Below are 12226 nucleotides of genomic sequence, written 5' to 3' on the forward strand. Positions count from 1 at the left end.
GGAGAGGTGCGATGGTGCAACGGGTCGAGACGACACGGGCGAACGGAAGCGCCGCGGGCGAGGTCGAGTCGGTGCTGATCAGGGTGCCGGCCCACAAGGACTACCTCGTCGTCGTCCGCTCGGCCCTGGCCCAGCTCGGCGCCCGCCTCGGCTACACGGTCGCGGAGATCATCGACCTCCGCCTGGCCGTGGACGAGACCTGCTGCCTGCTGATCGGCGAAAATCCCCCGGACGGCCCACCCCGGGGCGATCTGGAGTGCCGCGTCCGCGTCGGTCCGGGCACGCTGCGAATCATGGTGTGCGCTTCGGCCGCCGACGTGCGGCCTCCCGACCGCGACGGCTTCGGATGGAAGGTGCTGACCGCCCTGGTGGACTCCCTGACCTGGGTGCGGGACGGCTCCATCGCACGCGTCGAGATGGAGAAGCGCCACAGCCCGCTCCTGCGCTGAGGCGAGTGCCATGCCTGGTAGAAGTGCACGTCCCGAGTCCGTGGGCCCTCCCGAGTCCGCGGACCGCCCCGACCGCGGCCGTGAGCGCGCCGCGGCCCTGGACGGGCTTCGCCGGCTTGCCGCCCTGGAGCGGGACCATCCCGAGCGTTCTGCGCTGCGCGAGTATGTCATCGGCGAGTACATGTCCTACGCCCGCTACATAGCCGGTCGCTTCCAGCACCGCGGCGAGTCCCCCGAGGACCTGGAGCAGGTCGCCTACGTCGGCCTGGTGAAGGCGGTCGACAACTACGATCCCGCCTACCGCACCTCGTTCCTCACTTACGCCACTCCGATGATCGCCGGCGAGATCAAGCGGCACTTCCGCGACACCACCTGGGACGTCCACGTCCCGCGTCGTCTCCAGGAACTTTCCGCGGCCCTGCGCCCCGCCGAGGAACATCTGAACCAGACGCTGGGCCGCGACCCGACGATGACCGAGCTCGCCGAGCACCTGGAAGCCACCCCCGAGGAGATCGTCGACGCCCTGGAGGCGGCCGCGGTCTACAGCACCGCGTCGCTGGACGTCCCGGTCACCCAATCCGACGGCGAGGGCGCGACCCTCGGCGAACTGCTCGGAGCCGACGACCCCGCCTTCGGCATGGTGGTCGACCGGGAGACCCTCAAACCGCTGCTCGCCGATCTCGGCGAACGCGACAAGCGCATCCTGCTGATGCGGTTCTTCCGCGGGATGTCGCAGGCCGATATCGGGGACGAGCTCGGGGTGTCGCAGATGCAGATCTCGCGGCTGCTGACGCAGATCCTCGGACGGCTGCGGGAGGCGGTCGAGCGCTAGGTGTACTGCCCCGAGAGGTCGTGGAACGTCCCCATCGAGACCGGCGTCCGAAGAAGCCCTGCGCGAGCGTCAGCAGCGACAGTTCGTTCGCCTGCACGAAGATCGCCCCGTAGTGCACCTTAGCCTCCACCCCTAGCCTCCACCCCGGCCGGTCCCCGATCATGGTGACCGGCCGGTCGCACGGGAGGGCACCACATGGATCTGGAACTCCGCCACCTCCGCATCCTGTGCGCCATCGCAGACGCCGGCAGCGTGGCACGCGCCGCGGCCACGCTCGGCTACTCGCAGCAGGCGCTCAGCGCGCAGCTGCAACGCATCGAGCAGTACTTCGGCCGCGTGGTCTTCGACCGGAGCCCGTCCGGCGTCCGGCCGACCGGCTACGGCGTCGAGGTCCTGTCCCGCGCCCGCGACATCCTCGTCCGTGCCGACACCCTCCGCGACGTCCCCGACCGGACCGGCGGCGGCCGCCGGGCGATCCGCCTGGGCGCCACCAACTCCCCGGTCCTGGCCGGCATGGTGGCCCGCGTGAGCGAGCAGGTCCCGGACGTGTCGCTGATCGTCAGCAGCGTCTACTCCTCGGCGGCCATGGTCGACCGCCTGGAGGGCGGCGACCTGGACGTCGCGATCGCCGCCGACTACCCGGGCCTGGAACTGCGCCACTCCGACGCCGTGACCCACCGCGGCATCGCCACCGAGCCCACGTTCATCGCCCTCCCGGCCCGCCACGGCATGCGCCACCGCCTCCAGGTCACCCTCGCCGAACTGGCCGACGAGGCCTGGTTCCTGACCCCGGACGACGGCGCGGGCTGGCCCGGCGTCTTCTACGCGGCCTGCGAGGCGGCGGGCTTCACACCGCAGCAGGTGCACGAGTTCCTGGGCGACCAGACACAGCTGCAGGCCATGGTGGCCACCGGGCTCGGGGTGTCGCCGGTGCAGGCGACGTGCCGCCCGGCGCCCGGCGTGGTCATCAAGGCGCTGACCGGCACGCCGCTGTGGTGCCGGTACGTCCTGGCGTGGCGGCGCGACTCGGTCACGGAGGCGCGCGCCGAGGTGCTTTTCGCCGCGGCCCACGCCGCTTACCGGGATTTGATCGGGCGGGCTGAGCACTATCAGGCGTGGGCCCGTGGTCTGCGGCGGTGACAGTGCCTCTGGCGCCGCTGGCCTGGGACGCGAGAGCATCGCAGGTGGCTGGCACGCCATAACACGAACTCTGACGGCCAGCATTTGACGGATGACGGCGCCCCCCCCCGCGGGCCAGTGGCCCTGCGCCTGCCACCGCAGCTTCTTGTTACGCCGGCACGCAGACCGCGTATGCCGTCACGGTCTGCGGGGAGCGGCTGGTGTTGCCGTACCGGACGATCCAGCGGGAGTCGCTCGGCTCCGACGCGCGGAGGTAGGTGAAGTCGCCCGCCAGGCCTCCTCCGCCGGCGGCGACCATGCCGCTCGGGCAGAACACGTCCACCTCGTCGCTGGTCGCCTGCGGCACGACCTTGCTCTGGGTGGCGATGGTGCGGGGGCCGCTGGGGCCGCACACGGCGTACGCCCCGGCGTCGGCCGGCGCGGAGGTTTCGTTGGTGGCCGTGACGTGCCACCAGTTCGGGGCGTCGCCGGTGTCGGGGTAGGAGCTGTTGAAACGGAGGGGCTGGCCCGTCCCCGTGTCGTAGCTCTCGAAGGCACCGCCGGTCGCGGGGTTCACTCCTGGACAGGCGGCGAACCAGGATTTCGCCGTGCCGGGAGCCACGGTCTCCTGGGCGCCGAGGGATAGGAAGTGGTATGCCGGGGAGCAGACGACAGTGGCCCAGACCTGTTCGACGTTCGGTCCGGTGTTGAACCACTCGACGCTCCAGCCGCGGTTGTCCCCGATGTTGTAATAAGGCTCGCTGCGGACCATGGTCAGCGAATTGCTGGTGGCGGAGGTGTCGGACCCTCCGCCTCCACTGGCCGGATACCAGCCGGTGGGACACGCGACGCTCGCCCCTCCATACTGTCCCGCGTTGATGGTGGCGGTATTGCCTGTGAAGTCGGAGTACGTGGTCTGCAAGCGGGGCTGTGCGGGTCTCCCGCGGTCCGCCTCGGCGGATGCGGTCGCCGTGCCGGCGGCGAGGAGGGCGGTCGCCGTCAAGGCGAGGATCCGGGCGTGTCTCATGAGGGCCTCTCTGCTGGTCCAGGGGGATGGGATCATGGCGAGGGCTTCGTTCCCTGACAACCCCTGCCCATGTTCCGCATCACCCGTATGGCAGACGCGCGGCGCCGATGTTGTAACCACCCCCGCAAGGTGCTGTAGCGCAACCTGTTGCCCCGCGTACCCCTCAATGCAATGTTACGTACCACGCATCGCGTCATCCGCGCTGGAAAACCGAGGGAGCCCCATGCACAACCCGCTGCCGGTCCTGACCGACCACGTGTTCACCGTCCCGCTCGACCACGACGAACCCCACGGGCCGACCATCGAGGTGTTCGCGCGCGAAGCGGTCGACCCGGTGCGCGCCGCCGACCGGGAGGGCCTGGAGGGCATGCCCTGGCTCGTCTTCCTCCAGGGCGGGCCCGGCGGCAAGTCGCCGCGTCCCAGCGGCCGCTTCCCGGGATGGCTCTCCCGCGCCCTGCGCACGCACCGTGTCCTGCTGCTCGACCAGCGCGGCACCGGACGCTCGACCCCGGTCACGCCCGGCTTCGCCAGCCGCTTCAGCTCCGGCAAGGACCTCGCCCGATACCTCTCGCTGCACCGCGCCGACGCGATCGTCCGCGACGCGGAGCTGATACGGCGCACGCTGTGCGGGGACCGGCCCTGGGACACCCTGGGCCAGAGCTACGGCGGCTTCATCACCCTGACCTACCTCTCGCTCGCCCCCGAGGGCCTGAACTCCTGCCACGTCACCGGCGGCATCCCCGGCCTCCAGGCCACTCCCGACGATGTCTACCGCCGCACCTATCCCCGCGTCGCGGCCAAGAACCGCGAGTTCTACGCCCGCTATCCCGGCGACGTGGAGACTGTGCGGCGCATCGCCGACCTCGCCGAGACCGGTCGTGTACTGCTGCCAGACGGCTCCAAGCTCACCGCGTCCCGGCTGCGCAGCCTCGGCCTCGCCTTCGGCATGAGCGACGGCTTCGAGCGCGTGCACTGGCTCCTCGACGAGGCCTTCGACTCCGCCGGGGAGCTCAGCGACACCTTCCTGCTCCAGGTCATGCAGCAGACCGGCTTCACCGACAACCCGCTGTTCACCATCCTGCAGGAGCCGTGCTTCGCCCAGGGCCCGGAGCCGACCGCGTGGGCCGCGCAGCGCATCATGGCCGAGCACCCGCGCTTCGCCGCCGACGCCGACCCGCTGCTGTTCACCGGCGAGATGATCTACCCCTGGATGTTCGAGGAGCTCACCTCCCTGCGGCCGTTCGCCGAAGCCGCCGAGATCCTCGCCGGGTGGACCGAGTGGCCGCGGCTCTACGACCCGCAGCGGCTGGCCGCGAACACGGTCCCGCTGGCGGCCGTCGTCTACCACGACGACATGTACGTCGACGCCGAGCTGTCGCTGCGCACGCTCGACCGCGTGGGCGCGGCGCGCGCCTGGGTGACGAACGAGTGGGAGCACGACGGCGTCAACGCCTCCGGCGAGGGCGTGCTGTCGCGGCTGATGGACATGACCACCGGACGCATATAGCCGCGTCGGCCGGGGCCGATCGGCCGATAACACGTGCGGCGTCACGCCATAACACTTCTCCCGCCACCTGAGAGGACCGGATGGAGCGCCTGGAACTCCGTCATCTGCGGACGCTGTGTGCCATCGCCGACACCGGAAGCCTGCGCCGCGCCGCGGTGCGGCAGGGCTATTCGCAGCCCGCGATGACCACCCAGCTGCAGCGCATCGAGCACTTCTTCGGCGAGCCGCTGTTCGACCGCAGCAGCACCGGCGTGGCGCCGACCCCGTTCGGCACGGAGGTGGTGGCCCAGGCGCGCGAGGTGCTGGCGCGGGTGGACGCCATGGGCCCGCGCGACGTGCGGCCGGCCTCGGCCCCCGGCCGCACGCTGCGGCTGGCCGCCACCAACACGCCGATGCTGTCCGGTCTGGTCGTCCGCTTCCGCGGCGCCGCGCCGGACCACGCGTTGACCGTCACCAGCGTCTACTCCAGCGCCGAGATCGTGGCGCTGCTGGAGGACGGGGCCGTGGACGTCGCGGTCGGTGTCGACTACCCGGGACAGGAGCTGCGCCACTCGGCGGCCGTGGCGCACCGCGGCATCGTCACCGAGCCGACGTTCGTCGCCCTGCCCACCGGCCACCGCCTGGCCGGGCGCTCCGAGATCTCACTCGCCGACCTGGCCGACGACGCCTGGTTCGTCACCCCGGACGACGGCGCCGGCTGGCCGGGCGTCTTCTTCACGGCCTGCCAGGTCGCGGGCTTCCACCCCGCCACCGTCCACGAGTTCTTCGGCGATCGCAGCCAACTGCATGCGATGATCGCCGAGGGTCTGGGCGTCGCGGCGGTCCAGGCGACGTTCGCCCCCACCGCCGGCGTGGCCGTGAAACCCCTGATGGGTACCCCGCTGTGGTGCCGCTACCTGCTGGCCTGGAGGGTCGGCGCGGTCGGGGACGACGTCGTCGACTCGATCTACCGCTCGGCCGCCGCGGCCTACCGCGACCTGATCGTCTACGCGCCGCACCTCCAGGATTGGGCCGCGCGCACATATAGCAGTTCGCAGATGTGACAATTCATTCGCTGTTATAGCCCCGCGCTGATACTGCTATCGCCAGCCGCGCGGGGTCGGTTCCTCCTGCCTTCCCCCAGGTCGACGGGGTTATCACGAGACTGCAATTTCTCTATCGCCGTAATCATTGTCATGGCGCAAGGCCGGATGAGAGTTTTTCTTTCACTCCAGCCGTCGCCATCAGTTCCGGAGCTCCGCATGAGCCGTTCACCGACCACCTTCCTGAAAAGGGAGATCGACACGTCCACGCCCCGCACCCCCGCCGCGCTCGCCTGGCGGCGCTTCCGGTCCGACCGGACCGGTGTGGCGGCCGGGGTCGTGGTCGGCGTGTTCTTCGTCCTCGGGATGTGCGCCCCGTTGATCAGCGCGATCTACGGTAAGGACCCTTACACCACCTACGGGCAGAACGAGTCCGGCCTCCTCGACGACTACGGCTACCCGACCGGTGCCCTCGGCGGGGCCGGCGGCCGGTTCTGGCTCGGCCTGGAGCCGGGGCTCGGGCGCGACGTCTTCACCCAGCTGCTCTACGGGATCCGGACGTCGCTGCTGATCGCGCTGGTGGTGGTCCTCGTCGTCACCGTGGTGGGCACGGCCGTCGGGCTGGTCGCCGGGTACGCGGGCGGATGGCTGGACTTCGGCGTCAGCAGGGTCGTGGACATCGCGCTGTCGTTCCCGTCGACGCTGTTCATCATCGCGTTCGTGCCGGTGGTGCAGTCGCTGTTCGTGGGCGCCGACCAGCAGACGCCGACCTGGATGCGGGTCATGACGCTGGTCGTGGTGCTCTCCGCGTTCGGATGGGCGCCGGTGGCGCGGCTGCTGCGCGGGCAGGTCATCTCGCTGCGGACCCGGGAGTTCGTCGAGGCGGCGCGCATCGGGGGCGCCTCGCCGGCCCGGATCGTCACGCGGGAGCTGCTGCCCAACCTCTGGACGCCGATCCTGGTCTCGGCCTCGCTGTCGGTGCCCGCCTACGTCACCACCGAGGCGGCGCTGTCGTTCCTCGGCGCCGGCATCGTCGAGCCCACGCCGGACTGGGGCCGGATGATCCACCGCGGGGCCGAGGTGTACCTGTCCGACATCACCTACATGCTCGTCCCCGGCCTGGCGATCCTGGTCTTCGTCGTCGCCTTCAACCTGCTCGGGGACTCGGTGCGCGACGCCCTGGCGCCTTCGGACCGCTGACCGCCGACCGCGGCCTGCGGCCTGCGGCCTACGGCCCGCGCCCGGAGATATTCCGCACCTCTTATTCCCACCATCACCGCACCCTCGAAGGGAACACCCATGCCCATATCCGGACACCGCTCGCGGTCGGCCCTGGTCCTGGCCGTCGCCGGCACGCTCGCGGTCAGCACCGCCTGCTCCGGCTCCAGTTCCGGCAAGAAGACCGATCCCAGCAAGCCGGCCGCCAAGGCCGTGGCCAAACAGGCCGTCGCCCTCGGCACCGCCGCCGACTCCCAGGGCCCGGACCCCGCGGTTCCCGGCGCCAAGGCCGGCGGCACCGTCACCGTGCTCCAGCACTCCGACTTCAGCCACCTGGACCCGGCCCGCGTCTGGTCCTCCACCAACCAGACCGCCGACCTGCTGCTGACCCGCCAGCTCACCAGCTACCAGCAGGTCGGGAACACCACCAAGCTGGTCGGCGACCTGGCCACCGACACCGGCACCACCACCGACGGCAAGACCTTCACCTACACCCTGAAGGACGGCCTCAAATACGAGGACGGCAGCCCCATCACCGCGCAGGACGTCAAGTACGGCATCGAGCGCACCTTCCAGAAAGAGCTCTCCGGCGGCCCGCAGTACCTGCAGATGTGGCTGACCGGCAAGGCCGATCCGTCCACCGTCTACTCCGGGCCCTGGGGCGGCCAGGACCTGCCCGCGATCGAGACCCCGGACGCCAAGACCATCGTCTTCCACCTGGCCTCCGTACACGCCGACTTCCCGTTCGCCCTGGCCATGCAGTCCTACAGCCCGGTTCCCAAGGACAAGGACACCAAGGCCGCCTTCGACAAGCACCCCTTCTCCTCCGGCCCCTACAAGGTCGACAGCCACGACGTCGACAAGGGCATGGTGCTCTCCCGCAACCCCAACTGGGACCCGAACAGCGACCCGGTCCGCCACGCCTACCCCGACCAGTGGAAGTTCGAGTTCGGCGCGCAGGGCGTCGACATCAACCAGCGCCTGATGGCCGCCAACGGCGCCGACAAGACCGCGATGACGTTCAACGTCAAGGTCGGCGCCGACCTGGCCGGCCAGGTCGACTCGAACCCGGACCTCAAGGCCCGCCTGGTCAACCAGGTCACGCCGTTCTCCGAGTTCTTCAACATCAACACCAAGCGCGTCACCGACGTCAAGGTCCGCCAGGCCCTCGTGGACGCCTTCCCGCGCCAGCAGGTCCGCCAGCTGTTCGGCGGCCCGGTCTACGGCGACTTCACCCACACCATCATGTCGCCGGTGACCAACGGCTATCAGAACTACGACCTCTACGGGGTTCCCGACAACGGCGACCCGGACAAGGCCAAGGCCCTGCTCGCCCAGACCTCGAACCCGCACCCGACCATCGTGTTCGCCTACTCCGACGACGCGACCTGGCAGCAGGCCGCCGTCGCCGTCTCCCAGGCTCTCGGCAAGGCGGGCTTCACCGTCGTCACCAAGCCGCTCAGCGCCAAGAACTACTACGACGAGACGCAGAAGGTGGACAACCAGTTCGACGTCTACTGGGGCGGCTGGGGCCCGGACTGGCCCAGCGCCTCCTCCGTCATCCCGCCGGTGTTCGACGGCCGCCAGATCACCGACGGCGGCGGCAACAACTCGCTGTTCGACGACCCCGCGGTCAACGCCGAGATCGACCGGATCCAGGCCATGACCGACCTGTCCCAGCAGGACACAGCCTGGGCCGCCCTGGACAAGCAGATCATGCGGTCCGCCCCGATCATCCCCTGGGTCGACGGCCGCCAGGTCTCGCTCTACGGCCCGGGCCTCGGCGGCGTCCACACCGGCTTCATCGGGACCTGCTACCCGCTCGACGTCTACGTGAAGTAGGGGAGAGAAGCCTTGTTCGGATTCATCATCCGGCGAGGACTGGGAGCCGCGCTGATCCTGTTCGCGGTCAGCGCGGTCACCTTCTTCCTGTTCTTCGCCCTCCCGTCGGACCCGGCCCGCCTGTCCTGCGGCAAGACCTGCACCCCCGAGATCCTGGCCACCATCCGCCACAACCTCGGCGTCGACCGGCCGCTGCCGGACCAGTACTGGCAGTTCCTGCACGGCATCGTCGCCGGCCGGCACTACGGCGCCACCTGGTGCGCCGCACCGTGCCTGGGCTACTCCTTCGTGAACCAGCAGCCGGTCACCGCCACCCTCGCCGACCGCTTCCCGGCCACGCTCTCCCTGGCCGTCGGCGCCTCGGTGCTCATCCTGAGCATCGGAGTCGGCCTCGGTGTCATCGCCGCACTGCGCCGCGGGCAGAAGCTCGACAAGCGGCTCACCGCCGTCGCCCTGGTCGGCTCCTCCATGCAGGTCTACTTCGTCGGCATCGTCGCCCGCTACCTGCTCGTCGACGAGGCCGACCTGCTGCCGCAACCCGGCTACACCCCGATCACCGGCGACCCCGGCAAATGGTTCGGCGGCATGATCCTGCCCTGGCTCACCCTGGCCGTCGTCACCGCCGCCACCTACGTCCGGTTCACCCGGTCCTCCATGATCGAGGCCGAGTCGCAGGAGTACGTCCGCACGGCGCGCGCCCAGGGCCTGCCGCCGCGCGCCGTGCACCTGCGCTACGCCTGGCGCGGCGCGATGACGCTGGTCCTCACCCAGTTCGGCCTGGACCTCGGGGTGTTCCTGGGCAGCGCGGTGATCACCGAGACCACCTTCAACATCCACGGCATCGCGCAGCTCGCGGTGTCCTCGGTGACCAACCTCGACCTGCCGATGATCACCGGCACCGTGCTGGTCGCGGCCGCCTTCATCGTGCTCTGCAACGCCGCCGTCGACCTCTGCTACGCCTTCATCGACCCCCGAGTGAGGCTGTGATGCGCCCCCTGCTCACCGTCGAGGACCTCAGCGTCCGGTTCCGGACCGAGGGCGGGACCGTGCAGGCCGTCACCGGACTCGGCTTCGAGCTCCGGCGCGGCCGGACCCTCGCGGTCGTCGGCGAGTCCGGCTCCGGCAAGAGCGCGACCGGGCTGGCGCTGCTCGGCCTGCACAACAGACTGCGCACCGAGGTCACCGGCCGCGTCGAGTTCGACGGCGTCGACCTCGCCGCCCTGGACGAGCGCGGCGTCTCCGCCTACCGCGGCTCACGCATCGCCATGGTCTTCCAGGACGCGCTCACCGCGCTGTCGCCGTACCACACCGTCGAGCGGCAGCTGACCGACGGCTACCGGCGCCGCACCGGCGCGAGCCGCCCGCAGGCGCGCGCCCGCGCCGTCGAGATGCTGGCCCGCGTCGGCATCCCGGATCCGGCGCGGCGGGTCCAGGAGTACCCCCACGAGTTCTCCGGCGGCATGCGCCAGCGCGTCATGATCGCCATGGCGCTGATGGGGGAGCCGGACCTGGTGATCGCCGACGAGCCGACCACGGCGCTCGACGTCACCGTGCAGGCCCAGATCCTCGACCTGCTCGCCGACCTGCAGGCCGAGTCGCAGCTCGCGATCCTGCTGATCACCCACGACCTCGGCGTGGTCTCCGGCGTGGCCCACGACGTGATGGTGATGTATGCCGGACGCTGCGTGGAGTACGGGCCCGCCGCGCAGGTGCTCGCCGCCCCCGAGCACCCCTACACCGCGGGCCTGCTCCGGTCGGTGCCGACGCTGCACGGTCCGGCCGACTCCGAGCTCGTGCCGATCCCCGGCAGCCCGCCGAACCTGCTCGATCCGCCGAGCGGCTGCGCTTTCCACCCTCGCTGCGACGCCCGCTCCCGGGTCGGCGACCTGTGCACGACGGCCGTGCCGAGCCTTCTGCCCGGATCCGGCGGCCGCTCGCGGGCCTGCCACCTCGCCCTGGAACGGAGCACCGCCTCATGAACCCGCCGCGCACCCCGCACACCGCCACCGGCGTGGACCTCGACCTGCGCCCCGCCAAGATCGAGCCGCTGCTGGAGGTCGAGGGCCTGGCCAAGCACTTCCCGGTCCGTCGCGGCCTGCTGGTGCCGCGGCGGGTCGGCGCGGTGAAGGCGGTGGACGGCGTCACCTTCACCGTGGCCCGCGGCGAGAGCCTGGGCCTGGTCGGCGAGTCGGGGTGCGGCAAGTCGACCACCGGCCGGCTCGTCACCCGCCTGCTGGAGCCGACCGCGGGCACGATCCGCTACGACGGCCAGGACATCACCCACGCGGATCGCCGCGAGCTGACACCACTGCGCGGGAAGATCCAGATGGTCTTCCAGGACCCCTACGCCTCCCTCAACCCCCGCCACACAGTCGGCGAGATCATCGGCGCGCCCCTGGAGTCCCTGCGCGTCGGCACCAAGGCGAGCCGCCGGGAACGGATCCACGAGCTGCTGGAGACCGTCGGCCTCGACCCCGCACACGTCCACCGCTACCCCCACGAGTTCTCCGGCGGACAGCGGCAGCGGATCGGCGTGGCACGGGCACTGGCGACCGACCCGGCGCTGATCGTGGCGGACGAGCCGGTGTCGGCTCTGGACGTGTCGATCCAGGCGCAGATCGTCAACCTGCTGCGCCGACTGCAGCGCGACCTCGGCATCGCGTTCGTGTTCATCGCACACGACCTGGCCGTGGTGCGGCACGTCAGCCACCGGGTGGCGGTGATGTATCTGGGACGGATCGTCGAGGTCGCCGACCGGGACACGCTCTACGAGAGGTCCCAGCACCCTTATACGCAGGCGCTGCTGTCAGCCGTGCCGGAGGTCGACGACGGCCAGGCGAACGGATCCGGCCGGGAGCGGATCCGTCTGGTCGGGGACGTCCCCAGCCCGCTGGATCCGCCCTCGGGCTGCACCTTCCGGACCCGCTGCCCGAGGGCCGAGGGGATCTGCTCCGTGGAGGAGCCGCCGTTGCGGGCGCTTGGGGGCTCTGCTGCGGGGCATCTCGCGGCGTGTCATTTTCCGGGGATCGTTTAGGAGGAGGGGGAGACGGACGGTACTGAGGCTCTGCTGGGGCTCCGGCTCCGGCTCTGGTTGCGGTTGCTGGTGCGGTTGCTGGTTTCGGGGTGTTGCCGGTCTCGTGGGGTGGTGATGGATTCACCGGGACGGTCAAGGTCAAAAGCGCCTCCGGCGGCGCTTCCAGCGGGGGCCTC

At 70.6% G+C, this 12226-nt stretch carries 11 protein-coding genes; 10 read left to right on the forward strand and 1 reads right to left on the reverse strand.

What is annotated here, in order from left to right; translation table 11 throughout:
* The first annotated feature begins 11 nt into the window (after positions 1-11).
* The 3 genes from ABD466_RS39620 to ABD466_RS39630 all read left to right on the forward strand — a co-directional run bounded on the left by ABD466_RS39620 (position 12) and on the right by ABD466_RS39630 (position 2421).
* A complete protein-coding gene (locus tag ABD466_RS39620; RefSeq protein WP_344662444.1) occupies positions 12-449 on the forward strand; it encodes an ATP-binding protein in 438 nt (145 codons plus the stop codon).
* A 10-nt stretch (positions 450-459) separates the two neighbouring features.
* A complete protein-coding gene (locus ABD466_RS39625; RefSeq protein WP_344662445.1) occupies positions 460-1281 on the forward strand; it encodes a SigB/SigF/SigG family RNA polymerase sigma factor in 822 nt (273 codons plus the stop codon).
* Between the two features lie 195 nt (positions 1282-1476).
* Positions 1477-2421, forward strand: coding sequence for a LysR family transcriptional regulator (locus ABD466_RS39630; protein WP_344662446.1), 945 nt, complete (start codon positions 1477-1479; stop codon positions 2419-2421).
* 148 nt (positions 2422-2569) lie between these two features.
* On the opposite strand, the gene ABD466_RS39635 is transcribed toward ABD466_RS39630, so the two are convergent.
* Positions 2570-3427 carry a hypothetical protein gene (locus ABD466_RS39635; protein WP_344662447.1) on the reverse strand — a complete coding sequence of 286 codons (858 nt, stop codon included), beginning with the start codon at positions 3425-3427 and terminating at the stop codon, positions 2570-2572.
* 223 nt (positions 3428-3650) lie between these two features.
* Here ABD466_RS39635 and ABD466_RS39640 point away from each other — a divergent pair, with 223 nt between their 5' ends.
* The 7 genes from ABD466_RS39640 (at position 3651) to ABD466_RS39670 (ending at position 12050) form a co-directional block, all read left to right on the forward strand.
* On the forward strand, positions 3651-4934 hold the full coding sequence (locus ABD466_RS39640; protein WP_344662448.1) for an alpha/beta fold hydrolase: 1284 nt from the start codon (positions 3651-3653) through the stop codon (positions 4932-4934).
* 80 nt (positions 4935-5014) lie between these two features.
* On the forward strand, positions 5015-5977 hold the full coding sequence (locus ABD466_RS39645; protein ID WP_344662449.1) for a LysR family transcriptional regulator: 963 nt from the start codon (positions 5015-5017) through the stop codon (positions 5975-5977).
* Between the two features lie 198 nt (positions 5978-6175).
* Positions 6176-7156, forward strand: a complete 981-nt coding sequence (locus ABD466_RS39650; RefSeq protein WP_344662450.1) for an ABC transporter permease — start codon at positions 6176-6178, stop codon at positions 7154-7156.
* Positions 7157-7255: 99 nt separating this feature from the next.
* On the forward strand, positions 7256-9016 hold the full coding sequence (locus tag ABD466_RS39655) for an ABC transporter substrate-binding protein (RefSeq protein WP_344662451.1): 1761 nt from the start codon (positions 7256-7258) through the stop codon (positions 9014-9016).
* 12 nt (positions 9017-9028) lie between these two features.
* On the forward strand, positions 9029-10003 hold the full coding sequence (locus ABD466_RS39660; RefSeq protein ID WP_344662452.1) for an ABC transporter permease: 975 nt from the start codon (positions 9029-9031) through the stop codon (positions 10001-10003).
* On the forward strand, positions 10003-10995 hold the full coding sequence (locus ABD466_RS39665) for an ABC transporter ATP-binding protein (protein ID WP_344662453.1): 993 nt from the start codon (positions 10003-10005) through the stop codon (positions 10993-10995). The genes ABD466_RS39660 and ABD466_RS39665 overlap by 1 nt, the downstream gene beginning before the upstream one ends.
* Positions 10992-12050: an ABC transporter ATP-binding protein gene (locus ABD466_RS39670; RefSeq protein WP_344662454.1), complete on the forward strand. Its 1059-nt coding sequence runs from the start codon at positions 10992-10994 to the stop codon at positions 12048-12050. The genes ABD466_RS39665 and ABD466_RS39670 overlap by 4 nt, the downstream gene beginning before the upstream one ends.
* The last annotated feature ends 176 nt before the right edge of the window (positions 12051-12226 follow it).

This window comes from Catenulispora subtropica (assembly GCF_039531675.1).
GTDB classification, from domain to species: Bacteria; Actinomycetota; Actinomycetes; order Streptomycetales; family Catenulisporaceae; genus Catenulispora; species Catenulispora subtropica.

Coding starts and splice junctions, on each gene's coding strand:
- ABD466_RS39665 (WP_344662453.1), top strand. CDS start 10,003: ATGCGCCCCCTGCTCACCGTCGAGGACCTCAGCGTCCGGTTCCGGACC.
- ABD466_RS39650 (WP_344662450.1), top strand. CDS start 6,176: ATGAGCCGTTCACCGACCACCTTCCTGAAAAGGGAGATCGACACGTCC.
- ABD466_RS39645 (WP_344662449.1), top strand. CDS start 5,015: ATGGAGCGCCTGGAACTCCGTCATCTGCGGACGCTGTGTGCCATCGCC.
- ABD466_RS39625 (WP_344662445.1), top strand. CDS start 460: ATGCCTGGTAGAAGTGCACGTCCCGAGTCCGTGGGCCCTCCCGAGTCC.
- ABD466_RS39630 (WP_344662446.1), top strand. CDS start 1,477: ATGGATCTGGAACTCCGCCACCTCCGCATCCTGTGCGCCATCGCAGAC.
- ABD466_RS39635 (WP_344662447.1), bottom strand. CDS start 3,427: ATGAGACACGCCCGGATCCTCGCCTTGACGGCGACCGCCCTCCTCGCC.
- ABD466_RS39640 (WP_344662448.1), top strand. CDS start 3,651: ATGCACAACCCGCTGCCGGTCCTGACCGACCACGTGTTCACCGTCCCG.
- ABD466_RS39670 (WP_344662454.1), top strand. CDS start 10,992: ATGAACCCGCCGCGCACCCCGCACACCGCCACCGGCGTGGACCTCGAC.
- ABD466_RS39620 (WP_344662444.1), top strand. CDS start 12: ATGGTGCAACGGGTCGAGACGACACGGGCGAACGGAAGCGCCGCGGGC.
- ABD466_RS39655 (WP_344662451.1), top strand. CDS start 7,256: ATGCCCATATCCGGACACCGCTCGCGGTCGGCCCTGGTCCTGGCCGTC.